At 61.1% G+C, this 26,302-nt stretch carries 24 protein-coding genes and 2 tRNA genes; 6 read left to right on the top strand and 20 right to left on the bottom strand.

Features of this window, described 5'->3' with window-relative positions:
* Positions 1 to 36 precede the first annotated feature (36 nt).
* Together ACEWPJ_RS01600 and ACEWPJ_RS01595 are read right to left on the bottom strand one after the other, a co-directional pair.
* Positions 37 to 753, bottom strand: coding sequence for a response regulator (locus ACEWPJ_RS01600; RefSeq protein ID WP_416510406.1), 717 nt, complete (start codon positions 751 to 753; stop codon positions 37 to 39).
* On the bottom strand, positions 750 to 1,277 hold the full coding sequence (locus tag ACEWPJ_RS01595) for a MarR family winged helix-turn-helix transcriptional regulator (protein WP_416510405.1): 528 nt from the start codon (positions 1,275 to 1,277) through the stop codon (positions 750 to 752). Before ACEWPJ_RS01595 ends, ACEWPJ_RS01600 begins: the two co-directional genes overlap by 4 nt.
* Positions 1,278 to 1,458: 181 nt before the next feature.
* On the opposite strand from ACEWPJ_RS01595, the gene ACEWPJ_RS01590 reads away from it, so the two are divergent.
* Positions 1,459 to 2,325 (top strand): branched-chain amino acid aminotransferase, encoded by an 867-nt coding sequence (locus ACEWPJ_RS01590; protein WP_416510404.1) that lies wholly within the window; start codon positions 1,459 to 1,461, stop codon positions 2,323 to 2,325.
* 74 nt (positions 2,326 to 2,399) lie between these two features.
* On the opposite strand, the gene ACEWPJ_RS01585 is transcribed toward ACEWPJ_RS01590, so the two are convergent.
* From ACEWPJ_RS01585 to ACEWPJ_RS01545, 9 genes are all read right to left on the bottom strand, one after another.
* A complete protein-coding gene (locus ACEWPJ_RS01585; protein WP_416510403.1) occupies positions 2,400 to 2,603 on the bottom strand; it encodes a hypothetical protein in 204 nt (67 codons plus the stop codon).
* A gap of 108 nt (positions 2,604 to 2,711) precedes the next feature.
* The gene (locus tag ACEWPJ_RS01580) at positions 2,712 to 3,635 is read right to left on the bottom strand and encodes a DMT family transporter (RefSeq protein WP_416510402.1); all 924 of its coding nucleotides are present in this window, start codon (positions 3,633 to 3,635) and stop codon (positions 2,712 to 2,714) included.
* Positions 3,632 to 4,693 (bottom strand): tRNA epoxyqueuosine(34) reductase QueG, encoded by a 1,062-nt coding sequence (gene queG, locus ACEWPJ_RS01575; protein ID WP_416510401.1) that lies wholly within the window; start codon positions 4,691 to 4,693, stop codon positions 3,632 to 3,634. The genes ACEWPJ_RS01580 and queG overlap by 4 nt, the downstream gene beginning before the upstream one ends.
* A 66-nt stretch (positions 4,694 to 4,759) precedes the next feature.
* Positions 4,760 to 5,425, bottom strand: a complete 666-nt coding sequence (locus tag ACEWPJ_RS01570) for a glutathione S-transferase family protein (protein ID WP_416510400.1) — start codon at positions 5,423 to 5,425, stop codon at positions 4,760 to 4,762.
* Between the two features lie 54 nt (positions 5,426 to 5,479).
* Positions 5,480 to 6,226 carry a monofunctional biosynthetic peptidoglycan transglycosylase gene (gene mtgA / locus ACEWPJ_RS01565; protein ID WP_416510399.1) on the bottom strand — a complete coding sequence of 249 codons (747 nt, stop codon included), beginning with the start codon at positions 6,224 to 6,226 and terminating at the stop codon, positions 5,480 to 5,482.
* 105 nt (positions 6,227 to 6,331) lie between these two features.
* Positions 6,332 to 10,867: a glutamate synthase large subunit gene (gltB, locus tag ACEWPJ_RS01560; protein WP_416510398.1), complete on the bottom strand. Its 4,536-nt coding sequence runs from the start codon at positions 10,865 to 10,867 to the stop codon at positions 6,332 to 6,334.
* Positions 10,864 to 11,298: a GFA family protein gene (locus ACEWPJ_RS01555; protein ID WP_416510397.1), complete on the bottom strand. Its 435-nt coding sequence runs from the start codon at positions 11,296 to 11,298 to the stop codon at positions 10,864 to 10,866. The genes gltB and ACEWPJ_RS01555 overlap by 4 nt, the downstream gene beginning before the upstream one ends.
* Positions 11,295 to 11,747, bottom strand: a complete 453-nt coding sequence (locus ACEWPJ_RS01550; protein WP_416510396.1) for a GFA family protein — start codon at positions 11,745 to 11,747, stop codon at positions 11,295 to 11,297. The genes ACEWPJ_RS01555 and ACEWPJ_RS01550 overlap by 4 nt, the downstream gene beginning before the upstream one ends.
* Positions 11,748 to 11,887: 140 nt before the next feature.
* The gene (locus tag ACEWPJ_RS01545) at positions 11,888 to 13,321 is read right to left on the bottom strand and encodes an NAD(P)-dependent oxidoreductase (protein WP_416510395.1); all 1,434 of its coding nucleotides are present in this window, start codon (positions 13,319 to 13,321) and stop codon (positions 11,888 to 11,890) included.
* 225 nt (positions 13,322 to 13,546) lie between these two features.
* Between ACEWPJ_RS01545 and ACEWPJ_RS01540 the strand changes: the two genes are divergently transcribed.
* On the top strand, positions 13,547 to 14,350 hold the full coding sequence (locus ACEWPJ_RS01540; RefSeq protein ID WP_416510394.1) for an undecaprenyl-diphosphate phosphatase: 804 nt from the start codon (positions 13,547 to 13,549) through the stop codon (positions 14,348 to 14,350).
* 4 nt (positions 14,351 to 14,354) lie between these two features.
* On the opposite strand, the gene ACEWPJ_RS01535 is transcribed toward ACEWPJ_RS01540, so the two are convergent.
* Complete coding sequence (locus ACEWPJ_RS01535; RefSeq protein WP_416510393.1) at positions 14,355 to 15,338, bottom strand: complex I NDUFA9 subunit family protein; 984 nt, start codon at positions 15,336 to 15,338, stop codon at positions 14,355 to 14,357.
* 141 nt (positions 15,339 to 15,479) lie between these two features.
* On the opposite strand from ACEWPJ_RS01535, the gene ACEWPJ_RS01530 reads away from it, so the two are divergent.
* The 3 genes from ACEWPJ_RS01530 to ACEWPJ_RS01520 all read left to right on the top strand — a co-directional run bounded on the left by ACEWPJ_RS01530 (position 15,480) and on the right by ACEWPJ_RS01520 (position 18,105).
* A tRNA-Leu gene (locus ACEWPJ_RS01530) sits at positions 15,480 to 15,566 on the top strand.
* Positions 15,567 to 15,765: 199 nt separating this feature from the next.
* Entirely contained in the window at positions 15,766 to 16,998 is a 1,233-nt protein-coding gene (locus ACEWPJ_RS01525) for a lytic murein transglycosylase (protein WP_416510392.1), read from the top strand.
* A 270-nt stretch (positions 16,999 to 17,268) separates the two neighbouring features.
* Entirely contained in the window at positions 17,269 to 18,105 is an 837-nt protein-coding gene (locus tag ACEWPJ_RS01520; protein ID WP_416510391.1) for a VaFE repeat-containing surface-anchored protein, read from the top strand.
* 2 nt (positions 18,106 to 18,107) lie between these two features.
* On the opposite strand, the gene ACEWPJ_RS01515 is transcribed toward ACEWPJ_RS01520, so the two are convergent.
* From ACEWPJ_RS01515 to ACEWPJ_RS01495, 5 genes are all read right to left on the bottom strand, one after another.
* Positions 18,108 to 18,686 (bottom strand): L,D-transpeptidase, encoded by a 579-nt coding sequence (locus ACEWPJ_RS01515; protein WP_416510390.1) that lies wholly within the window; start codon positions 18,684 to 18,686, stop codon positions 18,108 to 18,110.
* A 199-nt stretch (positions 18,687 to 18,885) separates the two neighbouring features.
* The gene (locus tag ACEWPJ_RS01510) at positions 18,886 to 19,527 is read right to left on the bottom strand and encodes a nucleoside/nucleotide kinase family protein (RefSeq protein WP_416510389.1); all 642 of its coding nucleotides are present in this window, start codon (positions 19,525 to 19,527) and stop codon (positions 18,886 to 18,888) included.
* Complete coding sequence (locus tag ACEWPJ_RS01505; protein WP_416510388.1) at positions 19,514 to 20,296, bottom strand: ATP-binding cassette domain-containing protein; 783 nt, start codon at positions 20,294 to 20,296, stop codon at positions 19,514 to 19,516. Before ACEWPJ_RS01505 ends, ACEWPJ_RS01510 begins: the two co-directional genes overlap by 14 nt.
* Positions 20,293 to 21,366 (bottom strand): ABC transporter permease, encoded by a 1,074-nt coding sequence (locus ACEWPJ_RS01500; RefSeq protein ID WP_416510387.1) that lies wholly within the window; start codon positions 21,364 to 21,366, stop codon positions 20,293 to 20,295. Before ACEWPJ_RS01500 ends, ACEWPJ_RS01505 begins: the two co-directional genes overlap by 4 nt.
* 134 nt (positions 21,367 to 21,500) lie before the next feature.
* Positions 21,501 to 22,526 (bottom strand): sugar ABC transporter substrate-binding protein, encoded by a 1,026-nt coding sequence (locus tag ACEWPJ_RS01495; protein WP_416510386.1) that lies wholly within the window; start codon positions 22,524 to 22,526, stop codon positions 21,501 to 21,503.
* Between the two features lie 202 nt (positions 22,527 to 22,728).
* Here ACEWPJ_RS01495 and ACEWPJ_RS01490 point away from each other — a divergent pair, with 202 nt between their 5' ends.
* Positions 22,729 to 23,934, top strand: coding sequence for an ROK family transcriptional regulator (locus tag ACEWPJ_RS01490; protein ID WP_416510385.1), 1,206 nt, complete (start codon positions 22,729 to 22,731; stop codon positions 23,932 to 23,934).
* 70 nt (positions 23,935 to 24,004) lie between these two features.
* Here the strand turns inward: ACEWPJ_RS01490 and ACEWPJ_RS01485 are convergent.
* The 3 genes from ACEWPJ_RS01485 to leuB all read right to left on the bottom strand — a co-directional run bounded on the left by ACEWPJ_RS01485 (position 24,005) and on the right by leuB (position 26,295).
* Positions 24,005 to 24,081 (bottom strand) — tRNA-Pro (locus ACEWPJ_RS01485).
* A gap of 46 nt (positions 24,082 to 24,127) precedes the next feature.
* Positions 24,128 to 25,099 carry a DMT family transporter gene (locus ACEWPJ_RS01480; RefSeq protein WP_416510384.1) on the bottom strand — a complete coding sequence of 324 codons (972 nt, stop codon included), beginning with the start codon at positions 25,097 to 25,099 and terminating at the stop codon, positions 24,128 to 24,130.
* A gap of 89 nt (positions 25,100 to 25,188) precedes the next feature.
* Positions 25,189 to 26,295: a 3-isopropylmalate dehydrogenase gene (gene leuB, locus ACEWPJ_RS01475; RefSeq protein WP_416510383.1), complete on the bottom strand. Its 1,107-nt coding sequence runs from the start codon at positions 26,293 to 26,295 to the stop codon at positions 25,189 to 25,191.
* Positions 26,296 to 26,302: the final 7 nt, after the last annotated feature.

Here is a 26,302-nt window from a genome sequence, read left to right as displayed (position 1 = left end):
AAACGATGACAATTATAGCGCGAAAACGCCTTTTTTTCAATCCGGCGCCAGCATGTATCCCGCGCCCCGAACCGTTTGCAGATAGCGCGGCTGTTTCGGGTCGGCCTCAATCTTTCGCCGCAGCCGCGTGATCTGCACGTCGACCGCGCGTTCCTGCGCCTGCGCGCCGTCCCGCCCGGCACCCCGGCCAAGATCTTCGACCAGCTTCGCGCGGCTCACCGGCTCCCCGAGGCTCGCGGCGAATATCTTCATCAACTGCGCCTCGGTCGCGGTCAGGCGCACCGGCTCCTCGCCCTGCCACAGCTCTCCACGCTCCATATCATAGCGCACCGATCCCAGCATCAGCACTTTCGGCCCGCTATCGACCACCCCGGCGTTTGGCACCCGGCGCAGGATCGCGTTGATCCGCAGCAACAACTCTTTCGGCTCAAACGGTTTGGCGAGGTAGTCGTCGGCCCCCGCCTCAAGGCCTGAGATCCGATCCTCCGTCTCGCCCTTGGCGGTCAGCAGCAGGATCGGCGTTTCTATCGTCTCCCGCAGACTGCGGGTAAGGCTTAACCCGTCCTCGCCCGGCATCATCACATCGAGCACGATCAGATCAAACTCCAGCCCGCTCAGGATACGCCGGGCATGTGCGGCATCACGGGCGGAGGATACGAAAAACCCGTTCCGGATCAGAAACTTTTGCAACAGCCCCCTGATCCGCTCATCGTCATCGACGATCAGCAGATGCGCGTCAGATGCGTCGTTCATGCACCACCCTCTTTCAGTGCGCGGAAGTGGCGGCGCATTTCCGGGTCCATCATCGCTTCAAGCACCTGGCGGAACCCCTGCACTGCGTCCGGTCCCGCCATGCGGTAGGCTTTGCGCATTCGGGCGCGTTGCGCGTCTGACAGTTCCTGCTCCAACGCCTCGCCCGCATCGGTCAGATACAAGTGCCGTTCCCGCTTGTCGCGGGTTCCGACGCGGCTTTCGACCAGCCCCTCTTCGATCAAGGCCCGCAGCACGCGGTTCAGCGATTGCTTGGTGACGCCAAGGATGGCCAAAAGGTTGTTGACGGTCGTTCCGGGACGGCGGTTGATGAAATGCACGGCCCGGTGATGGGCACGGCCATAGGCATAGTTTTCCAGAATACGGTCCGGGTCAGCGGTGAATCCGCGATAGGCAAAGAACATCGCCTCGATCCCTTTGCGCAACTGCTCATCCGTCAGAAACAGAAGCCCCTCGCCGCCAACACTGGATACTCCACCACCATTCGTGGTCGTGCCCTCACTCATACCATCCCCCTGTTCACATTTCCTGCCGTTTCCGGTGATTTTAAGTCAGCCTTGTTGACTTTCCAAGAATCAATTCGTAACAACCATCAGTTTTTGAGTAACAATATGTCCGAACCGGACTTATGTTGCGCAACATTTGGAAATATCGCCGGCGTCCCCGGCAACGATGAAAGGACAAGACATGGCGGGATACGATGACCGCGACGGCAAGATCTGGATGGACGGCAAACTCGTCGAATGGCGCGATGCCAATGTCCACATCCTCACCCACGCAATGCATTACGCATCCTCCGTGTTCGAGGGCGAACGTGCCTACAACGGCAAGATCTTCCGCTCCGTCGATCACTCCAAGCGGCTGATCCACTCCGCCAAGCTGATCGACTTCGACGTGCCCTACACGGTCGAGGAGATCGAGGCCGCCAAGCAGCAGGTGCTTGACGCGAACAACCTCAGCGACGCTTACGTGCGCGTCCTCGCCTGGCGCGGCGTGGGCGAGGATATGGGCGTCGCCTCTGCTCGCAACCCGGTCCGCATGGCGGTCGCCGCGTGGGAATGGGGTGCCTATTACGGCGACGCCAAAATGAAGGGCGCAAAGCTCGACATCTCGAAATGGAAACGCCCCAGCCCCGAAACCATCCCGTCCGAAGCGAAAGCCGCCGGCCTCTACATGATCTGCACCATGTCCAAACACGCGGCCGAGGCGAAAGGCTGTTCCGACGCAATGATGTTCGACTATCGCGGCTACGTGGCCGAAGCGACCGGCGCGAACCTGTTCTTCGTGAGGGACGGAGAGGTTCACACACCCCTCGCCGATTGCTTCCTGAACGGCCTGACCCGGCAAACCGTGATCCAGATGCTGAAGGAAAAAGGCATCGCCGTCCACGAACGCCACATCATGCCGGAGGAACTTGAGGGCTTTCAGCAATGCTGGCTGACCGGCACCGCGGCCGAGGTCACGCCCGTCGGGCAGATCGGCGACTACAACTTCGAAGTCGGGGCAATTGCCCGCGATATCTCAGAAAGTTATGAGGCGCTTGTTCGCGCCTGATACCACGCCAAACCTGTAATGAAGGGGCCGGATCGTTCTGGCCCCTTTTTCATGCCCAATCGGCTTGCCCGGCGTCAATCCCGCGTGCTGCGGTCGATCTTCATATAGGCCCGGACCCGCGCGCTGCCACGCTCCACCCGGTCTTGCGGGCGGCGTTGCAGGCTGGCGGTCGTCGGGTGGGGTCCGACAGCTCCGTTCTGCCGCTCCACATCCGCAAAACGCCTAAGAACTGAGCCATTTCGCGCACCCTTGCGATGGTCGATGATATGTCGTGTCATACCGGCCTCCGTTCGGTTGGGTTGCAACCATAACACGAAAATGCAGCCTGCCCAAATTCGCAATTGGCGGAGTGCGCCGCCGCGAAAAACCCGCGCAATTTTGCGGTGTTACCCCTGCGGAGTCATATTCTTCCGGGCGCGCCCACGCTCCAACCCCAACCGATGTTCGCGCAGGATAATCAACACCCCCGCCAGAATCACAAGCGCCGCCCCGCCGAGCATGGTCAGCGTCGGCACCTCATCAAACACAAAATACCCGATCCCCAACGCAAAGATCATCGACGCGTAATCAAACGGCGCGACCACCGACGCGTCCGCGAACCGATAGCTCGAAGTCAGGAAAATCTGCCCCAACCCGCCCAGCAATCCGGCCAGCACCAGCAGCACCGCCTCGCTGCCCGTTGGCATGACCCAGCCGAACGGCAGCGTCAGCAGGGCAAGAAGCGACGAGGTGATCGAAAACCAGAATACGATTGCCGAGGTCTGTTCGGTCGCGACCATCTTGCGGATGTAGATCTGCGCGAGCGCCGCGCAGACCGCGCCCAGCAACACCAGGATCGCGCCAATCGCGGCCCCGGTTTCAACCGTCTCTCCCTCAAGCAGCGTAAGGCGCGGCGACAACACGATCAGCACGCCGACCAGCCCCAGCGCGACCGCCGACAAGCGAAACGCCCGCACCTCTTCCCCAAGGAACATCGCGGCGAAAATCACCGTCAACAGCGGCGCGGCGTAGCCCAGCGCCGTGACCTCGGGCAGCGGCAAAAGCCCCAGCGCTGCAAAGCCGCACCCCATCGCAACCGTCCCGACGAAGCCGCGCCAGAAATGGCTCATCAGGCTTTTTACCCGCAACCCCGTGCGCAGATCGCCCCGAAGCGCAAGCCACGTCAGGATCACCGGCAGCGCCAGGAACGAGCGGAAGAACACCGCCTCCCCCGGCGGGACGCGACCGGCTACGGCCTTGATCAGTGACGCCATGGTGATGAACAGCAGGACCGCGCACAGCTTCAGCAGGATGCCCTTGACCGGATTCATGTCGCCCCTTCCAACCGCTCCACCGCCCAGCGTGCCGCGTCCGCAACCGTCGGGTCTGGATCGTCCGTCAATCCCTGCGCCGCAGCCCGCAATCGCGCCGCGCCGGAATTCCCGATTGCATACAGCACGTTCCTCACGAACCGATCCCGTCCGATCCGCTTGATCGGAGAGCCTGAGAACGTCGCCCGGAACGCCGCATCATCCAGCGCCGCCAGCTCGGCGAGGTCCGGCGCCCTCAAATCCTCGCGCGCCCGATACCGGATTTCCGACGCGGCCTCGGCAAACTTGTTCCACGGGCACACGGCAAGGCAATCGTCGCAGCCGTAGATCCGGTTGCCCATCAGCGCCCGCAACTCTTCATCGACCGGACCGTGATGTTCAATCGTCAGATAAGAAATGCACCGCCGCGCGTCGAGTTCAAACGGCGCGGGAAAGGCGTTCGTCGGACACACATCCAGACAGGCCCGGCAACTCCCGCAATTTTCCCGGCCCGGCGCGTCCTTCGGCAGATTGACCGTGGTAAAAATCGCGCCAAGGAAAAACCAGTTTCCCAGCTGCCGGCTCAGCAGGTTGGTGTGCTTGCCCTGCCATCCCAGCCCCGCCGCCTCGGCCAAGGGCTTTTCCATGACCGGCGCCGTATCGACAAACACCTTGATCTCCGCCCCCGGCACCTGCTCGATCAACCAGCGCCCGACCCGCTTCAGCCGCTTCTTCACGATGTCATGGTAATCCCGGTTCTGCGCATAAACCGAAATCGCCGCGCGATCCCGCTGCTGAAGCACCTCCAGCGGATCATGCTCCGGCGTATAGGGCTCTGCCAGCATGATGACGGATCGCGCATCGGTCCACAGCGCCGCCGGGTCGCCGCGCCAATGCATCCGCTCGGCCATCCATCCCATCTGCCCGTGCCGCCCATGTTCGACAAACCGCTCCAGCCGCTCCGCAATCTGCGGCACCGCATCCGGCGCACAGATCCCGACCCGCGCGAAACCTTCCGCATTCGCCTCGGTCACCAGCCGCTCTTTCAACGCGGCGGGGGTATCCTCACCCTGTTTCATCTTGCGGAAAATACTCTCGGGGGGGCTCCGGGGGGACAGACAGCCCACCCGGTCCCGCCGCCCAATTTAAAAGTCGAGATCGGCATAATGCGCTGGCGGCGGAAAGCCCGGCACCTGATCGGCAAGGATCGACCGGAAGGCGGGGCGTGACTTGATCTTGGCATACCAGTCCTTCACCGCGTCGCTGCGGTTCCAGTCGACATCGCTGATGTAATCCAGCGCCGACAGATGCGCGGCGGCGGCAAAATCGGCCAGCGTCATGACATCCCCCGCCAGCCAGCGGCGCTGATCCAGCAGCCAAGTCATGTAATCCAGATGATACTTGATCGCCTTCGCCCCCGCCTTGACGTTCTTGCTGTCGGGATAGCCCTGCCCCGTCACCTTCTTGTTCACCCGCTCATACAGCAGGTTCGCCGTCACCTCGTGGTGGAACTTGTCGTCGAACCAACTGACCAGTCGGCGCACCTCGTATCGCGCCTCGGGGGCTGACGGCAGCAGCGGCGGTGTCGGGTATTTCTCTTCGATATATTCGCAGATCGGTGCGCTTTCGGCCATCATCATGCCGTCCATCCGCAGCACCGGCACCTTGCCCGCCGGGTTGCGGCGCAGAAAATCCGGGTCTTGTTCCCAGTATTTTTCCTCGACCAGTTCCACTTCGATCTTCTTCTCGGCAAGGCTCAACCGAACCTTGCGGCAGAACGGAGACAGGGGAACATGGAATAGCCGGTTCATCGCGCACACTCTTTGACGGGGTTTTATCCTACTTGCCGCGAAGCGCCCGCCAGATCAACCTTCGAAGCACGCGGACCGTCCGTCTGCGCGGATGGTGGCTGCTCCGTCACGGATGCTTGCGGCGCGGTTGCGGGTGCTTGGCGACGGGCGAGAGGCCGACCGCCCCTTGGGGTTCGGCAGGATCGCCGCCAGCCGCGCGGCCTGTGTCGCGGTCAGATCGGCGGCACCGACCTTGAAGTAATGCCGCGCCGCCGCGTCGACCCCGAACACGCCTTCGCCAAACTCCGCGACGTTCAGGTAGACTTCGACGATGCGTCGCTTGCTCCAGACCGCCTCGACCATTGGCGTCAGCACCGCTTCCATCGCCTTGCGGGTCCAGCTTCGGCCCTGCCACAAATAGGCGTTCTTCACGGTCTGCTGCGAAATCGTCGACCCGCCCCGCCGCGCACCGGCCGCAAACGCGTCACGGATCGCCGACATATCGAACCCCCAATGCAGGCAGAAATTCGCATCCTCCGCCGCAACGACCGACCGCGCCATGTAGGGAGAGATATCCTCGATTGCGACCCATTCCCGCTCCACCCCGCCAAGGCGGCGCGATTCCGACAGGATATAGGGCGTGGTCGGCGGATTGATGACGCTGTAAAGCGCAACCAGAACAAAGCCTGAAACGACCACGGCAAGCCCTCCCCTCAGCAGCCATTTCAGCGCCCAACGGACCGGACGCTTGCCGGTCTGTTTCTGGGCTTTCTTCGCCGCTGCCTTCTTCTTCGCAGGTTTTTTCTTTGCCGTCCGTGCCACAACTCACCATAGCAGTCGAAAAAAGCGCAGGGTCAATCCCTGCGCTTTCGTGTCTCTGATCCTATTGCAAAAATGCGACCGTTCGGGAAGCCCTTGCAGGATATTTTACGCGGTTTGCGCGTCCTCTTCGATCCCCAGCGGGGCGGCAAGATGGGGCAGCATTTCCTTCGGGCAAACCTGCAGGAAATGTTCGCGTTCAACCTCCCAATGCTGAAGGATATCGGCGGCCCGACGGCTTCCGGTTTCCTCAAGATGCCGTTCGATCAGCGTCTTCAACTCCGCCTCCCAGTGATCGACCGTGACCGGACAGATCACCAGCGTTTCGCGGTTTATCAGGATGTCGGACTTGCCTTCGGGGTCGTAAAGATACGCCATTCCGCCGGTCATCCCGGCCCCGAAATTCGCGCCGATATCGCCAAGGATCACCGCAACGCCGCCGGTCATGTATTCGCACCCGCAGGCGCCGCAGCCTTCGATCACCACATGCGCGCCCGAGTTGCGGACCGCGAACCGCTCGCCCGCCTTCCCGGCAGCAAACAGATAACCCGCCGTCGCGCCGTAAAGCACCGTGTTGCCGATGATCGTGTTGTGACAGGCCCGCAGCGGGCTTGCCATCGGCGGACGCACGACGATGGTGCCACCCGACAACCCCTTGCCGACATAGTCGTTGGCATCGCCGCTGACCTCAAGCTTCAATCCCGGCGCGGCAAACGCGCCCAGCGCCTGCCCAGCAGACCCCGAAAGCTTCACCGTCAGGTGATCCGGTTGCAGGCTATTGCGCATCCCGAACCGTTGCACGATATGGCTCGACGTGCGGGTGCCCACCGACCTGTGCGTGTTTTGCACCGCGTAAGACAGCTGCATCTTCTCGCCATCCTTCAGGAACCGTTCGGCATCGCGCACGATTTCCGCGTCGAGCGTATCCGGCACCGCATTGCGCGGCTTGTCGCGGTTGTAAACGATTTTGTCCGCGCCATCGACGGTGATCAGCAACGGGTTGAGGTCGAGGTCATCCAGATGCGCCGCCCCACGGCTGACTTGGGTCAGCCGATCCGCGCGGCCAATCACCTCATCCAGCGACCGCGCGCCGATTGAGGCGAGGATTTCCCGCACCTCGGTCGCGTAGAAGGTGATGAGGTTCACGACCTTGTCCGCCGTCCCCGTGAACTTCTCGCGCAGTGCGTCGTCCTGCGTGCAAACGCCGACGGGGCACGTGTTGCTCTGGCACTGACGCACCATGATGCAGCCCATCGCGATCAGCGCGGCGGTGCCGATACCGTATTCCTCGGCCCCCATCATCGCGGCCATGACGATATCGCGGCCCGTGCGCAGCCCACCGTCGGTCCGCAGCGTCACACGGTCGCGCAGCTTGTTCATCGACAGAACCTGGTGCGCTTCGGTCAGGCCCATTTCCCACGGCAGACCGGCATACTTGATGCTGGTTGCGGGGCTGGCCCCGGTGCCGCCGTTGTGGCCGGAAATCAGGATCACATCGGCCTTGGCCTTGGCCACACCTGCGGCAATCGTGCCAACGCCTGACGACGCGACCAGCTTCACCGTCACCTTGCAGCGCGGGTTGATCTGCTTGAGGTCATAGATCAACTGCGCAAGGTCCTCGATGGAGTAGATATCGTGATGCGGTGGCGGCGAGATCAGCGTCACCCCCTTCGTCGAATGCCTGAGCCGCGCGATCAGGTCGGTGACCTTCATCCCCGGAAGCTGCCCACCCTCACCCGGCTTCGCGCCTTGGGCGACCTTAATCTCCAACTCCTCGCACTGGTTCAGGTATTCCGCGGTGACACCGAAGCGGCCTGACGCCACCTGCTTGATCTTCGCGGACGGGTTGTCGCCGTTCGGCTCCGGCGTGAAATGCGCCGGGTCTTCGCCGCCCTCGCCAGAGTCCGACTTCGCACCGATCCGGTTCATCGCGACGTTCAGTGTCTTGTGCGCCTCGGGCGACAACGCCCCCAGCGACATGCCCGGCGTCACGAACCGTTTGCGGATCGAGGTGATGCTTTCCACTTCCTCCAGCGGGATCGGCGCGCCGAGCGGCTTGATGTCCAGCAAATCGCGCAGATGGATCGGCGGGGCCGCTTTCATCTTGGATGAATACTGCTTCCACATCTCGTAAGATGCCCGCGTGCAGGCCGATTGCAGCATGTGCATCGCCTGCGCTTCCCACGCATGTGTTTCGCCGGATTTGCGCGCCTTGTAGAAGCCGCCGATGGGCAGCACATCCTGCCCGCCACGAAACCCCTTGGCGTGCACCGCTTCGGTCTTTTTCTGAATCCCGTAGGTGCCGATGCCGGAAATCCGGCTCAGCATTCCGGGGAAATATTCCGCGCACATCGCGCGGCTTAGGCCCACGGCCTCAAAGTTCAGACCGCCGCGATAGGACGACACGACCGAAATCCCCATCTTCGCCATGATCTTCAAAAGCCCCTGATCGATCGCCGTGCGATAGCGGCGCACCGCTTCGGTCAGGCTGCAATCCAGCAAGCCGCGTTCGATCCGGTCGGCAAGGCTGTCTTCGGCAAGATAAGCGTTCACAACGGTTGCCCCGGCCCCGATCAGCACCGCGAAATAATGCGGATCGATACATTCCGCCGTGCGAACGTTCAGCGATGTGAATGTCCTCAGCCCCTTGCGCGTCAGCCAGCTATGCACGGCGCTGGTCGCAAGGATCATCGGCATCGCCACGCGATCCTCGCCCTGCGCCATGTCGCTCAGGATGATGTGGCCACAGCCCGACCGCACGGCGTCCTCCGCCTCGGCCCGGATACGTTTCAGCGCGGTCGACAGAGCGCTTGAGCCACCATCGACCGGGAAAGTGCAGTCAATCTCAACCATCGGCGCGTTGAAGTGGCGGACCAGTTCATCAAACTGCGCATTGCCGACAAACGGGCTTTCCAGCACCAGGATTTCGGTCTGGCTGCTATCCTCGTCCAGCACGTTCTTGAGGTTGCCGAACCGGGTCTTCAGGCTCATCACCCGGAATTCCCGCAAAGAGTCGATCGGCGGGTTCGTCACTTGGCTAAAGTTCTGGCGGAAGAAGTGGCTAAGCGGGCGGTATTTCGTCGACAACACCGCCGAGGGCGTATCGTCCCCCATGCTCGCCAGCGCTTCCTTCCCATCCTCGGCCATCGGCGCGAGGATTTGTTCCAACTCCTCAATCGTATATCCAGCCGCAATCTGGCGGCGGCGCAGGTCCGCGCCGGTAAAGACCGGGCGTTCCGTCGTTGCGGCAAGCTCCGCGTCAAGTTCGTGGATCTTGCCGACCCACTCCCCGAAGGGCAACGCACGGGCCAGCTTGTCCTTGATCTCGGTGTCGTGGAACAGCAGCCCCTTCTTCATGTCGACGGCGATCATCTGGCCGGGGCCAAGCGCGCCCTTCTCGACCACCGTGGCCTCGTCAATCGGAACCATCCCGGCCTCGGACCCCGCGATCAGCAGGCCCTCGCCCGTCACGACATAGCGCATCGGGCGCAAGCCATTCCGGTCAAGCCCCGCGCAAACCCAGCGCCCGTCGGTCATCGCCAGCGCGGCGGGGCCGTCCCACGGCTCCATCACGCTGTTGCAGTAGGAATACATATCCCGCCAGCTTTGCGGCAATTCCACCGCCTGCTTTGACCAGCTTTCCGGCACCAGCATGGTTTTCGCCATCGGCGCGGACCGCCCGGCGCGCACCAGAACCTCGAACACCCCATCAAGTGCTGCGGAATCCGAAGACCCCTGCGCGATGATCGGCTTGATATCGTCCGCATGATCGCCAAACGACGCCGAGGCCATGCGGATTTCATGGCTTTTCATCCAGTTGAGGTTGCCCTTCAGCGTGTTGATCTCGCCGTTATGGGCCAGCATCCGAAACGGCTGCGCCAGCCACCATTGCGGGAAGGTGTTGGTGGAATAGCGCTGGTGATAGATCGCGAAGGCACTGACGAAGCGTTCATCCTGTAAGTCCGGGTAGAACTCGCTCACCTGCTCGGCCAGCATCATGCCCTTGTAGATCACCGACCGGCAAGACAGCGACGCGATGTAAAGCGATGGCACCTGCGCGGCGGCGGCAGCCTTTTCGATGCGGCGGCGAATCACGTAAAGCTCCCGCTCGAACGTGTCCTCATCCACACCTTTGGAATTCGAAATCAGGATCTGTTCAATCTCGGGCCGCGTCGCGTTGGCCTTTTCGCCAAGGCAGGTGACATCGACCGGCACGTGGCGCCAGCCGTAGATGTAATAGCCCATGCGCAGCACTTCGGTTTCGATGATCGTGCGGCAGGTCTCCTGCGCCCCGAAATCCGTGCGCGGCAGGAACACCTGCCCGACCGCGACCAGTTCATCCATCCGCGGCTCATGCCCCGTGCGTTCGATCTGGTCGTAGAAGAACTTGACTGGAATCTGCACATGGATGCCCGCGCCGTCCCCGGTCTTGCCATCGGCATCGACAGCCCCCCGGTGCCAGATCGCCTTCAGCGCGTCGATGCCCGCCTCAACCACGCCACGGCTGGCCGATCCATTCACCGATACGACAAGCCCGACCCCACAGGACGAATGTTCCTCATCCTCGGAATAAAGGCCGTTCTCGGCCATCCACTTGCGCTTTTCTTCCTCGGCGGCGGCCCAGTTCGCGTCAAATTTGGTCATTGGCCATCTCCTTCACCCACGTGGGGATTGTTCTGTTCATATTCTTCGCGGGTCGCCCGCGTGTGTTTTCCGTCCAGACGGATCGAGGCGAGCGCGCAATCTGCATAGATTTCCGACCGCAGCGGCCAGTCGCGCGCATCGTCGAATAGGCCCGGCATCAGGTCGTACCCGGCGTCGGCCTCTGTCGTGTCCCGCATCCAAAGATGCGATCCGCAGGTGGCGCAGAACGCCCGCTCCGCGAAGGCCGACGACGCATGGCGGGCGACCGGTCCGGTGGCCGTCACGCTGTCCGCCGGTGCCTCGAAACACAGGAACAGCCCGCCCGACCAGCGCTGGCACATGCGGCAGTGGCAGGCCCCGACACGGGGGTCGTGGCCGCTGACGGTCACGGTGACCGCGCCACACAGGCATTGGCCGGTCAGTGCGGTCATTCCGCCTCCTCCGCCCCGTCAGGATTCATCATCGCCATGATGTCCGCCTCGGTCATCCGGGTGCGTTCCCCGGCAAAGGCGTGGCCATCGGGCTTGTGGTCGATATAAACCTCGTGGTCGAGCTTCAGGTCGCCGAGGTCATCAAGCGATCCGGCGCTCAGGCTCATCATGCCGTGATGCGGCCCCGGTGCGGTCAGCTTCCAGTAGAGGTTCGACCCGCAAATGTCGCAGAACGCTCGCTCTGCCCAGTCCGACGATTTGAAGACGCGGATGTGGTCATTGTTTTCAAAACTGATCGCATCGGCCGTCGTCTGAATGCCAAGCTCGATCCCGCCTGACCAGCGCCGGCACATGCTGCAATGACACGCGCCATAGCTTTTCGGAGTTTCCGCCAGCGTGTAGCGCACCGCACCGCAAAGGCACCCGCCCGTTTTGGATGTCTCAGCCATCTTGTTCATCCTTCGTTAACCCGGTTAGTCAGTATCGCTGACCCACCGCCTTCGCTAACCATCAGTAGCGGCACCGCGCGTATGCACAGGGTGTGTACGGCCCGTGCACGCGTTCTGCACCGTCCGTGCATGCCCCGAAATCACTCCGCCGCCACCTGCACACCTGCGTTAAGCTCTTCCAGAATGCTCTCCGCCGCCTCGCGCCCGTCGCGGATCGCCCAGACCACGAGGCTCGCACCGCGGACGATATCGCCCACCGCATAGACGCCCGGCAGGCTTGTCGCATGGGTGCGGAAATCGGCTTTCACGGTGCCCCAGCGGGTCACTTCCAGCTCTTCCTCGCCCCAGAGGGTCGGCAGGTCTTCGGGTTCAAAGCCAAGCGCCTTGATGACCAGATCGGCCTCTTCGACATATTCCGCGCCGGGAATTTCCTCGGGCGTCTGGCGACCCGTCGCATCGGGCTGGCCAAGGCGCATTTGCTGGATCATCACGCCGCTAACAGCATCGCCGGTAAAGCCCTTGGGCGCGGTCAGCCAAACAAACTCGACGCCTTCTTCTTCAGCATTCGCGACCTCGCGCTGCGATCCCGGCATGTTGGCGCGGTCGCGGCGATAGAGGCATTTGACGCTCTCTGCGCCCTGCCGCACCGCCGTGCGCACGCAGTCCATCGCCGTATCGCCACCACCGATCACAACGACGCGCTTGCCCTCGGCGTTCAGCTCTCCGCTGTCAAACTCCGGCACATCGTCGCCAAAGCTCTTGCGGTTGCTGGCGGTCAGGTAATCAATGGCGCGAACGATCCCGTCCGCCCCGCTGCCCGGTCCTTGCAGATCGCGTGTTTTATAGACTCCGGTCGCGATAATCACCGCGTCGTGCTTGCCGCGAATGGCATCGAAAGAGATATCCTCGCCGACATTGGTGTTCAGCACGAATTCGACGCCGGCCTTTTCCAGCTGCTCGTTGCGCTGCATGACGACCGGCTTTTCCAGCTTGAAGCCGGGAATGCCGTAGGTCAGCAGTCCGCCCGCGCGGTCATAGCGGTCGTAGATCGTGACCTGCACGCCAGCCCGGCGCAGCATGTCGGCGGCGGCGAGGCCACCCGGGCCCGCGCCGATGATCCCGACGCTTTCGTCACGCTCACGCTCAGCCGTGATCGGCTTGACCCAGCCCTGTTCCCAAGCTGTATCAGTGATGTATTTTTCGACCGCGCCGATGGTGACAGTGCCGTGACCCGACTGTTCGATCACGCAATTGCCTTCGCACAGGCGGTCCTGCGGACAGATGCGGCCGCAGATCTCGGGGAAGGTGTTGGTCGCCTGGCTAAGCTCATACGCTTCTTTCAGGCGGCCTTCGGCGGTCAGGCGCAACCAGTCGGGGATGTTGTTGTGCAGCGGGCAATGCGTCTGGCAATAGGGCACGCCACACTGGCTGCACCGGCTTGATTGCTCCTTCGCTTTTTGATCCGCGAACTGGGCGTAAATTTCCTGAAAATCCGTATTCCGTAGACTGGCATCCCGCTTCTGCGGCATATCCCGATCGACAGAGATGAATTTTAACATAGGATTTTCGGCCATTCTGCACTCCTGAATCGCAAGAACTGTCTTGATACGCAAAGCTCTCGGTAAATAAAAGTCAGTATGTATTACCTATTTGCATATTTTTGAGCGTCACGGCGCCGCAGGTCAGAAGAATTTTGCCTATGCGCGCCAAATTTAAGGAAACTGTGCTTACCTATTTCTCACCTTCCTATTCCCCCGCCGCCCGCTAGGTTGTTCAAAACGAATCACGCAGGCGCGGGCATGACACTCTTCCACCTTCTCATCATCGCTATAATTCAAGGTGTTACGGAGTTTTTGCCGGTTTCGTCCTCGGCCCATCTGATCCTGTTGCCGCAACTGACGGGGATGGAGGATCAGGGTCAGGTGATCGATGTTGCCGTCCATGTCGGAACGCTGGCTGCGGTCATTCTGTATTTCCGAACCGATGTGGCGCTGGCCCTGTCGGGCGTGCCTCGGCTGCTGCGCGGAAAGATCGACACACCGGGCGCAAAGCTCGCCTTTCTATTGGTGGCCGCGACCATCCCCGTGGTGATCGCAGGGGTAATCCTAAAGCTGACCGGCCTTGATGATGCGATGCGGTCCGTCGCGGTGATTGGCTGGACGATGCTGATCTTCGGCCTCGTCCTTTACTGGACGGACCAGAAGGGTGATGACGCCAAGACCGCGCCCGATTGGTCCGTGCGCGACGCGCTTATCATGGGGCTGTGGCAGGCGATTGCGCTGATCCCCGGCACATCCAGATCGGGGGCCACAATCTCTGGCGCAAGGGCGTTAGGCTACGCGCGCGAGGATGCGGCAAAGCTTGCCATGCTGATGTCAATCCCGACGATCATCGCGTCTGGCGTTCTGCTGGGGGCAGAGGTCGCGATGACCGCCAACGCCGCCCTCGCCCGCGACGGGGCTATCGCCGCCGTATTCGCTTTTGGCGCGGCCCTGCTGGCGCTTAGCCTGATGATGCGGCTGCTGAAATCCATCAGCTTCACGCCCTACGTGATCTACCGCGTCATCCTCGGCGTGATCCTGTTGATCATCGCCTATAGCTGACAGCTCAGGCCTTCAGGTTCTTCGCGGAATTCTTGATCGCCGCGTACTGCCCCGAGGGGCGGAACCGCCACAGGTAGTCGGGCAATACAGCCTCCATCGCCGTCGGCGTGATGCCGAGATCCGCAAACCCCTTCGCGTCATCCGCCACAACATTATCGTGCCGCAGGCTGCGCAGCTGGTCCCGTGTCAGCAGGGAATTGTGGAACAGGCCAAGCGTCACCGCCTGCAACCCGTCGAGAATACCCGCAAGGATCGCCCCCGCGAAAAACGGCTTGTTGATGACAAGCCGGCGGCGCTGGATCACCTCAAGCATTTGGTCGATCAGCTCTCGCAAAGTGTTCACATCCGGCCCGCCAAGCTCATAAATGCCCGGCTCCGCCTCACCCAGAGCACCCTTCACGGCAGCCTTCGCAACATCATCGACATAGACCGGCTGGAACCGTGTGTTGCCGCCAAAGATTGGCAAAATCGGCCCAAACCGCGTCATGCCGGCGAAGCGGTTAAAGAACTGATCCTCATGTCCAAAGATCACCGAGGGACGCAGGATCACCGCATTGGGGAAGTGGCTTAGCACGCCGTCTTCGCCCTCGGCTTTCGACTGGCTGTAAAGGCTGTCGCTGTCCTTATCCGCCCCGACAGAGGAGATATGGACCATCTGCCCAACACCTTCCTCGGTCGCGATCCGGGCAATGCGTTCAGCCCCAAGATGCTGGACCGCCTCAAAGTTGTTGCGGCCGGATTTGTCGAACGTCCCAACGCAGTTCACCACCGCATCCGCGCCCTGCATAACAGCGCGAACCGATTCATCGTCACGGATGTTGCAGAATACCGGCTCGACCTGCCCGACGGTCCCGTAGGGTTTGACGTGCATCGCCTCATTCGGGCGCCGCACCGCCACCCGGACGCGCCAGCCTTCCTTCGCCAGACGCCGCGCAATATAGCGCCCGACAAAACCGGACCCGCCGTAGATGGTTGCTAGTTTGGTCATTGGACACTCCGCGTCTGAATTTCACATTCTAAATAGCTTCCAAGACGCATCGGAACAAGCCGCTATCACGTCGCGCACCAAAACCCTCGAATCCCGTTGACACGCCCCGCCACTGATATTACATCGCGGCGAACGACACCTGCCCAGGTGGCGGAATTGGTAGACGCGCTAGCTTCAGGTGCTAGTATTCGCAAGGATGTGGAGGTTCGAGTCCTCTCCTGGGCACCATCGGTTCTTTGCGTCGCGAAACACCGACCATCCCAAAAAAATCAAACCAACAGCCAATTCGGCAATTAATTCCTGTGCGTTCGCGAAAGCGTGGCAAGCGGCATCATGCTGTGTGTCTTGCCCCGACGCGTTCCACCCTTTCCGCGCCCTCCGCCGTCAGGTATTCCAATGCAAAAGCATCCTGTGGGAGGGCATGAGCATGACTCTATCGAGGCGAACCATCACATTGTCGCTGCTGGCCAGCGCATTGTCGGCCTGTGTGGGCGGCGGCACGCAACCGCAGGCTTCGAGGGTCTCGGCGATTCCGACTTCGAACCCGGCGTTTGATTCCTGGGTTGCAGCGTTTCGATCGCGGGCGGCGGGATCGGGGATCTCGGCCGCGACGCTTGATCGGGCGTTTCGCAATGTGGGCTACCTTCCCTCAGTCGTTGAAAAGGATCGAAACCAGACTGAATTTACCCGAACGCTTGAGGATTACCTTGCCATCGCCGCGTCGGATGAGCGGATCGAGAAAGGCCGCGCGAACCGCCGCCGATATGCCGCGACCCTTGGGGCGATCGAAAACCGGTATGGTGTCGCGTCCGAAGTCGTGACGGCGATCTGGGGACTTGAAAGCAAATACGGCGAACGCCGGGGCGATATTCCAGTGATCTCTGCCCTGTCGACCCTGGCCTTTGACGGACGGCGGGGCGCGTTTTTCGAACAGCAGCTAATCGCGGCGCTTCGCATTCTTCAGCGGGGCGACATTACGGCGGATCGCATGACCGGAAGCTGGGCCGGAGCGATGGGGCATACGCAATTCATCCCGACCTCGTATCAGGCCTATGCCGTGGATTTCACCGGCGACGGGCGGCGCGATATCTGGTCCGAAGACCCGACGGATGCGCTGGCCTCAGCGGCCGCGTATCTGCAGCGATCAGGTTGGCGGGCCGGGCAGCCTTGGGGGACAGAAGTGCGCCTTCCCAGCGGGTTCAACACATCGCTTGCAGGGCGCGGCAATGCCCGCAGCGCATCTGCGTGGAACGAGCGTGGCGTGACAGATGCGGCTGGTCGACCGCTGCCGAACTACGGATCGACCGCGATTCTGATGCCGCAGGGACCGAACGCCCCGGCCTTTGCGGTGTTCCGAAACTTCGGCGTTATCCTGCGCTACAACAATTCGCAAAGCTACGGCATCGGCGTCGGTCATCTGGCCGACCGGATTGCGGGCAAGCCAGCGTTGCGCGGTGCATTTCCGCCGGATGCGCAAGGCATGACCATCGACAATAGGAAAGAGCTTCAGCGCCGCCTGACAGCGCGAGGGTTTGACACCCAAGGCGATGATGGCGTGATCGGTCCGAACACGATCAGCGCGATCCGGGCCTATCAATCAAGCACCGGATTACCGGTGAATGGTGAGCCGACAATGGCACTGCTTCAGCGACTTCGCTAAAAGAAAAAGCGCACGGGCAACGTGGTATTTCGGCGGGAATATGACAACGCCCTGCGCAGATTACCGATGATCTAAGCCATTCTTTTTTCGGGATATACCGTCACTTTCGGCCATCTACCGCTGAAACCGCAGCGATTCTTCGCCATTTGCGATTTTGACCGTCATGGGCAATCGGCGTAAATCCCCGACCCCATGAAAAACACACTCACTCACACCCCGCCCTTTCGCCGCACGTCTCTCGCACTAATTTGTGCGTTGGCGTGCATTGGTTTGACGGATCGCGTTGCGGCCCAAGATGGCGTAACGCTGTCGGGCGTCGCTCTCGACACTGTCGACGACAATCGTTTTTTCACACGGGTCGGCGGCACTGTTCGCGACGACGTGACCTATGACGGTTTGACTGCCGGGCAGCCTTATACACTGGCCGCCCAACTATTCAGCCTGACGACCGAAGATGTGGTCGGCGACATCGAATTCGTGACCTTCACCCCTGACGCTGCCGCCGGAACGGTAAGCGTCGAACTGCCCGTTCCGCAGAACCGGACGGAGTTCAATATCGACTATGTCGTGCTCGCCACGCTTTACGAAGGCGAAGTCGACCCGGCGACCGCTGACGACTCCGCCGCACTGGCCAAACTTGACGACACCGCAAACCTCGACCAGACGATTCAATCCCACGCGATCCAGAGCATCTCCGTCACCGCCGCCGATGCCGCAGATGGGGACCAATCGCTTGCCCCCGAAGGCGGAACGATCAGCGCGGATGTGGAATTCATCAACCTCGTCGAAGGCTACAAATACACGATCTGGGGCCAATTACTGACACCCAGCGGCCAGACCGCCGGGGTATTCGCCAGCATTCCAGAATACATTCCGGATGAGAAAAACGGCAGCGTCACGCTAGAGTTCGAAGTGCCGGAAGGCTTTGACGGCATCAAGCTCGCCCCGACCGTTGGCCTATACCATCAGAACCGGGTCGAGCTTCACGAAGACGGATCGCTGTCGTGGCTACCGGACGCGCCAATGCCCGTGATGATCGCATCCGACCTTAGCGTCGACGCTGAGGAGCAGACGATCAAGATCGGCGTGCCGTTCGAAGAGCAATAGGCCTAGGCCGCGCTGTAAAGAACCACGCGGGTTTGCAGCGGCACCTGGTTGTAAAGGTGGACCATGTGGCTGTTCACCAGCCGGGCGCAGCCGTTTGACACTGCCGTGCCGATGGTCGAAGGCCGGTTCGTGCCGTGGATGCGTAGGAACGTATCGCCACGGCCCGGCGCAAACAGGTAAAGTGCGCGGGCGCCCAGCGGATTGTTGACGCCACCCGGCATGCCGTCTGCGAATTGTTCATATTGCTCAGGTTGGCGGCGGATCATGTCATCGGTCGGCCGCCAGCTTGGCCACTCCTTTTTGGCGCCGACGTAGAATTCTCCGGCTTCGTACAAGCCGGGGCGTCCGATGCCGACAGCGTAGCGGATCGCCTTTTGGTCCGGCATGGTCCAGTAAAGCGAGAACTCGCTTGGCAGAACATGGATTTCGCCGGGGGTGAATTCTTCGCTGATCCGCACGATACGGGGCAGCAGGTATTCCGGAACTTCGGAGGTTTGCGTCGCCTCTTGGGCAAAACTCGCAACAGGCGCCAGCGCCGCCGATGCAGCGGCGGTCGTCAAAAATCGTCTACGGTTAATCATTCGTCGTCTTCCCCAAATACCAAAACCCCGAGTTTCAGCGCAGCACGTCAGGCAGCAGCACAAAAGCGGACTTAGAATTAAGGAGCATTCGCCAGCCGTCAACAAAAACGGCCCCTATCGCGATACGCTTATTTGCAAAGGGTTGCGGAAGAGCCTCTATCTGCGCCGGAAAACCTCCAAAATCGCGGTTTTCGCGCCGTTAATCGTTCAGTGTCACGTCTGCGGGAAGGCGTGTGGCGCTGATCCGGCGGGCGTTGGCCAGATCATTCCCCTCGGCGCGGGCGAGCGCCGCTTCGGGCGTGTGGTTGTGATTGAGCCAGCGTTGCACACAGCGTTCGCGCAGCACCGCCTCGGGCGTTTCCAACCAGATCGAAAGATCCCACAGCGGGGCGAGCGCGCGCCATGGGTCTTCATCCAGCAGCAGATAGTTGCCTTCGACGATGGCGACATCGCAGTCGGCTTCGATCACTGCCGCGCCGGAGATCGCAATGTCCCGTTCACGGTCGAACAGCGGATACACGACCTCTCCGCCCCGCTTCAGACGGCCCATCAGGTTGATGAAGCCCGACGCATCGAAGGTTTCCGGGGCGCCCTTGCAGGCGCGAAGTCCCCGCGCGTCTAGGATCGCGTTGTCGAGGTGGAAGCCATCCATCGGGATTGTCCGCGCCGCCCGGCCCGCCTGATTGACCATCTTGGTCAGTGTTTCGGCCAGCACGGATTTCCCGCTTGCCGGTGCGCCGGCCACCGCAACCACCCGCCGCCCCAGGTCGCGGGGCAGGGTCAGGATACGTTGTGTCAGGTCGCCGAGGGACGGCCGTTCAAGCGCCTCAGGCGATGACATTCTCAACCTCGGCCGGTTCTTTGGCCCCGGTCATATAGGCAACCGCGTCTGACATCGAGTGATCCTTCGGGTCGATCACGCACAATCGCTTGCCAAGGCGGTGCACGTGGATACGGTCCGCGACCTCAAACACATGGGGCATGTTGTGGCTGATCAGGATGATTGGAATACCCCGCGATTTCACGTCTTGGATCAACTCAAGCACCTTGCGGCTTTCCTTCACGCCAAGGGCTGCGGTCGGCTCATCCAGAATAATGACTTTCGATCCGAACGCTGCGGCGCGGGCCACCGCGACACCCTGACGCTGACCACCGGACAGCGTTTCGACCGCCTGATTGATGTTCTGGATCGTCATCAGGCCCAGTTCGCTTAGCTTGTCGCGGGCAAACTTCTCCATCGCCGGACGGTCGAGTTGCCGAAGCAGCGACCCCCGGATGCCCGGCCTGCGGATTTCCCGCCCCATGAAAATATTGTCGGCAATCGACAGCGCGGGCGACATGGCGAGCGTTTGATAGACCGTTTCGATCCCGGCATCGCGGGCGTCGATGGGCGAATGGAAATTCACCTTTTGCCCGTCGAGCCATACGTCGCCCTCATCCGGGATCACCGCGCCGGACACGGCCTTGATCAGCGTGGACTTGCCTGCTCCGTTGTCGCCGATGACGGCCAGAATCTCACCCGGCATCAGATCGAAATCGCAATGGTCGAGGGCAGTGACACGACCATACCGTTTGACGAGGTTGCGTCCTTTAAGAATAGGCTCCGTCATGCCGATACCTTTCTGATCCACTGGTCAACCGCAACAGCGGCGATGATAAGAAGGCCGATCAACAGGAAGGTCCACTGCGCGTCCGCGCCCATAAGGCGCAGCCCAAGCGTGAACACCCCAACGATCAGCGCCCCGAACAACGTGCCGAGGATTGATCCCCGCCCGCCGAACAGCGAGATGCCACCGATCACCACAGCGGTGATGCTTTCAATATTGGCCAACTGCCCCGAGGTGGGAGAGACCGATCCGATCCGACCAATCAACGCCCAGCCCGCGAAGGCGCAGATCAGACCCGACAGCATGTAGACTGACATCAGCGTCTTGTGAACGTTCACGCCCGACAGCTCCGCCGCTTCGGGATCGTCCCCGACGGCATAGACGTGTCGCCCCCAAGCCGTGTGTTTCAAGGCGTAGGACAGCACAAGGATCAGCAGCAGCATGAAGACCACGCCAACGGTAAGAACCGCGCCGCCAATGTTGAACTTTGCCCCGAACAGTTGAAGCAGCGGCGCGTTCGCCTCAATCTCCTGACTGCGGATGGTTTCGTTGGCGGAATAGAGGAAGTTCGTGGCGAGCACGATTTGCCACATGCCCAGCGTCACGATGAAGGGTGGCAGCTTGACCTTGCTAACCAGCCAGCCGTTGATCGCCCCGATCAGCGTGCCACATGCAAGCCCGCAGATCACGGCAATCGACGGCGGCAGGCCATAGCGGAAGGTGAACTGCCCCATCACCACCGATGACAGCACCATGATCGCCCCCACGCTAAGGTCGATACCGGCGGTCAGGATAACAAGGCTTTGCGCCGCCGCGACGATACCGACGATCTGCACCTGTTGCAGGATCAGGGTCAGCGCGAAGGGGGAGAAGAACTTCGACCCCTGTAAAATCCCAAACGCGATGATCGCCGCGACAAGAACGATCAGCGGCACCAGTGACGGATTGACGTGCAGCAGGTGCTGGATCGAACCGATCAGACCGCGCTTATGATCGTCGAACGCCGCCACGGTTTGCGGACTGTCCGCAACGGCGGCCTCGTAATTATCGCTTTTTGTGTTTTGCGAAGACATCTCGATCACTTCCAACTTAGGGCTGAGGAAATTGAGTGTTGTGTCTGGAGTGTCCCAGATAAGCCGGCGATTGTCGCCGTCCCGTTTATGTCGGAGGGCGGAGAACCCGCCCCCCGAAAATTCCTAGTCAGCGATTAACCCCAGCAGAGGTTCATGCCTTCTTCAACCGAGATTGACTCGACGCCCTCGGCAGGCTGGTCGGTGACAAGTGCCACGCCAGTGTCGACGAAGTCTTTGCCCTCGGTCGGCTCGGGCTTGGTGCCATCGTCGGCCCACGCCTTGATCGCCTGAACGCCAAGCGCAGCCATTTGCAGCGGGTATTGCTGCGAGGTCGCGCCGATCACACCGTCCGCGATGTTTTGAACGCCGGGGCACCCGCCATCAACGGACACGATCAGCACGTCGTTTTCGCGACCAATCGCCTTCAACGCCTCATAGGCACCAGCGGCAGCAGGTTCGTTGATCGTGTAGACCACGTTGATTTCCGGGTCGGTCGCCAGCAGGTTTTCCATCGCGCGGCGGCCACCCTCTTCGTTGCCTTGGGTCACGTCATGGCCAACGATGCGGGGATCGTCTTCGTCACCCCATTTGCCGGGATCTGCGATGTCGATGCCAAACCCTTGCAGGAAGCCTTGGTCGCGCAGCACGCCAACGGTCGGCTGGCTTACGGCAAGGTCAAGCATGGCGATTTTGGCATTGGCAGCTTCGTCACCGAGCTGCGCCGCGGCCCACTGGCCGATCAGCTCACCCGCGATGAAGTTGTCGGTGGCGAAGGTCGCATCGGCCGCGTCGATCGGCTCAAGCGGTGTGTCGAGTGCAATCACCAGCAGCCCGGCATCGCGGGCCTGCGTGACAGCAGACACAATCGAAGACGTGTCGGACGCGGTGATCAGAATACCTTTCGCACCATCCAGAATGCAGGTTTCAATCGCTTGCACCTGCGTTTCGTGGTCGCCATCGACCTTACCGGCAAACGACATCAGGTTCATGCCCAGCTCCGACGCCATAGCTTCGGCGCCTTCCTTCATTTTCACGAAGAAGGGATTGGTATCGGTCTTGGTGATAAGGCACACGGTCGGGGCGTGGCCGTCGGCAAAAGCAGTGCTCGCCAATGTGGTTGTCAGCAGGCCAGCGGCGGCCCCCATAAATAGCTTGTTCACGGACGTTCCTCCCATAACGGAATCCAGAGATTTGGCGGTTCACCCACCTGATCGAAAGATGAAAGATGCGCAGCACCACTCCACCCTGATCGTTAAAGAACAACGATTCTACGGTCTCTGTCAATAAATAAATCAAGTTGGTTTATTATTGACAAGATGGCGCCGAAGGCTTCATGCTTTGCGAACGAGATGGAGGATCTTCGTGACCGACGTTCCAAAACCAGATGAGGCCGAAGCGTCACCCAGCCCCGTTGTTCGCGGCTCAAGCCAAAGCGAATTGCGCGCACATAACGAACGTTTGATCCTGTCAATCCTGCGAAATCACGGCCCGACCGCAAAAGCTGAAATCGCCCGGATGACGGGCCTTTCCGCACAAAGCGCGTCGGTCATCATGCGCAAGCTTGAAGGTGAGTCGCTGATTGAACGATGCGCGCCCGTGCGGGGTAAAGTCGGTCAACCTTCCATCCCGATGCGCCTTGCGACCGACGGGGCGTTGTTCTTCGGCCTCAAGGTCGGGCGACGCAGCACGGATATGATCCTCGTCGATTTCCTCGGCACCATTCTGGACCGCGTGCACCTGACCTATCGGTATCCCGAACCCGATCAGACGCTGGGGTTCGTTCATGACTCAATCGCCCAGATCACCAAGAAACTGACCGCCCAACAGCGGGACCGCATCGCCGGGCTCGGCATCGCCATCCCCGGCTACCTGTGGGAATGGGCCAAGATCATTGATGAGCCGAGCGACAAGATGGACACTTGGAAAGAGAGAGACATCCGCGCAGAGATCGACGATCTATACGATTTCCCCGTCTATCTGCAGAACGACGCGACGTGCGCCTGCGGGGCCGAATTGGTCTTCGGCGGACAGGACTACCCGGCGGAGTTTCTGTATTTCTACGTTGGCTATTTCATCGGCGGCGGGGTGGTCATAAACCATGCCCTGTTCACGGGGCCGACCGGCAATGCAGGTGCGCTCGGCCCCCTTCCGGCGGGTGGCACTCAGGGCGCACAATTGATCGACGTCGCATCGCTGTCCGGTTTGGAAAAGTCGATGCTGGATGCGGGTGCCGATGCCGCCGCGCTTTGGGAATCCTCGGCGTCGTGGAATGTGGACCGCGACCTGCTAAGCCGCTGGCTGGATCAGGCGGCGGAGGGGTTGGCACATGCAATTGTTGTGTCCTGTTCGGTCATTGATTTTGAACTGGTAGTGATCGATGGCTGGCTACCGGAAGAGGTGCGGCGCGAACTGGTCGACCTGACCGCCGAGAAAATGCGCAAGCTCAATTGGGCGGGTCTGATCCAACCGGACGTGCGTGAAGGTTCAATCGGCCCCGACGCACGCTCCCTTGGCGCGGCGAGCTTGCCGCTGTCACAACGGTTCATGGTGTCGAAACGGGTGTTTTAGGAACGCCACACAGAACTGGGATGCACCCCAAAAGGTCCATCTCATTTAAAACTGTCAAAGGCGGTGATGTTGGTCGGGCTGAGAGGATTCGAACCTCCGACCCCCTGCTCCCGAAGCAGGTGCGCTACCAGGCTGCGCTACAGCCCGACCGTGAGGGTGCGGGTTAAACCTCTGGGGCGATTTTGGCAAGCCCTCATTCGCTGGAGGTTATGCGCCGCACGAAGGTTCCGACGCGCAATCCGTTGCCCGTTCCGATCCGGCTGCGGGTGCGAAGAACAGGCGTATTCTCTGACGCCCCGGCGGCGCTTTCGCGGATCAGGATGTAGATACCGCTGGCGATGATGATCCCTGCGCCGATGATTGTGGGCGTGTCTGGTATTTCGTTGAAAAACAGCAGGCCGAAAATCGTGGCCCAGATGATCTGCGAATACTGCATCGGCGCGACAATCACCGCCTCGCCATTGCGGTAAGCGGCGATCAAGAACCTGACGGCGAGGAATGCGAACAGCGCGACCAAAGCCATGCCGCCGAAATCCAGCGCGGGCATGGGTTTGTAATAGAACGGCATCAACGCACCCATCACGATGACGGTGGCAAGCATGGGATACATCATCAGGACCGCGCTGCGTTCCTCCTGCCCAATCTTGCGCACGATGATCGAATTGAACGCGCCACCGATCGCACACCCAAGTGCCGCCAGATGTCCAAGCCCAATCGGGACTGAGCCGGGCCGAAGCACGACAAGCACCCCGATCAGCCCGACGATCACGGCAAGCCACCGGCGCAGGCGCACGACCTCTCCCAAGATCGGGATCGACAGGACCGTAATCAGCAGGGGCGACGCAAAAATAATCGCGTAGGTCTGCGCAAGTGGCAGGACAGAGAAGGCGTAGAACGCGCAAGCCCCGGTGAAGATCGACGCAATCGTGCGCGCTGTCATCCACAAGGGATGGACCGGTCGCAGATTGCCTTTCGTGTCGTCCTGCATCAGCATCAGCGCAACGAACGGGAACCCCATCAACGCGCTGAAAAAGACGATCTGAAACGGCGAATACCCCCCGCCCAACGCCTTGACGATGACGTCATGCGCGGAAAACAGGCCATAGGCCATCAGGGCGTTCAACGCGCCTTTGGTATTGGTCGGGCCGGTTGTGGGTGTGCTCATCGCGCCAGCTCCGTTAACGCTAACAGTTGCGGGACCATAGGACCGGCCCCGGCAAACCGCAAGCGGTGCCTGACCCCAGTTGGCTTCCCTTAAAGGCTTGCGTTCAGCGCTTCGATGACGGCATCGCCCATTTCGGTGGTCGACGCCGGATTGCCGTCACCCGACTGCATCAGATCACCAGTGCGGACGCCTGCGGCCAGCACGCTTTCGACAGCTTGTTCAAGCCGGGTGGCTTCGCCGCCCTGATCGAAGGAATAACGCAGCGCCATCGCGAAGCTGAGGATACAGGCGCATGGGTTGGCCTTGCCCTCTCCCGCGATGTCGGGGGCGGAGCCGTGGACTGGTTCATAAAGCGCCTTTGGCCGCCCGTTTTCCATCGGTGCCCCAAGGCTCGCCGATGGCAACATGCCAAGCGATCCGGTCAGCATCGCCGCGCAGTCCGACAGAATGTCGCCGAACAGGTTGTCGGTCAGGATCACGTCAAATTGTTTCGGCGCGCGCACAAGCTGCATCGCGCCGTTGTCGGCATACATATGGCTTAGCTCGACGTCGGCGTAATCAGCCTGATGCACCTGCGTGACGACCTCGCGCCACAGGATGCCAGATTCCATGACGTTGGCCTTTTCCATCGAGCAGACCTTGTTCCCACGCCGGCGGGCGAGTTCGAACGCCGCACGCGCAACGCGGTCAATCTCGGATTCCGTATAGCGCTGGGTGTTGATTCCGACGCGTTCGTTGCCTTCTTCGAAAATCCCGCGCGGCTCTCCGAAATAGGACCCGGAGGTCAGTTCCCGCACGATCATGATGTCGAGGCCCGCGACGATATCGCGCTTCAGCGAGGAAAAATCGGCGAGCGCGTCAAAGCACTGCGCCGGGCGCAGGTTTGCGAACAGGTCCATTTCCTTGCGCAGACGCAGCAGCCCACGCTCAGGCTTCACGCTGAAATCGAGAACGTCGTATTTCGGGCCACCAACCGCGCCCAGCAAAACCGCATCTGCTTCTTGCGCCTTTTCCATCGTCGCATCGGTCAGCGGAACGCCATGCGCGTCATAGGCAGCCCCACCAACAAGGTCTTCGGACACGTCAAACGCCATCCCGCGCTTGTCACCAAACCACGCGATGATCTTGCGAACTTCGGCCATGACTTCGGGGCCGATACCATCACCGGGAAGGATAAGAAGCGTGGGTGTCGTCATGGCGATA

The sequence above is a fragment of the Aliiroseovarius sp. YM-037 genome, assembly GCF_048060095.1.
Classification (GTDB): Bacteria; Pseudomonadota; Alphaproteobacteria; order Rhodobacterales; family Rhodobacteraceae; genus JBLUOA01.
The sequence above is the reverse complement of the archived record's forward strand: the minus strand, read 5'-3'. Positions and strand labels throughout refer to the sequence as shown.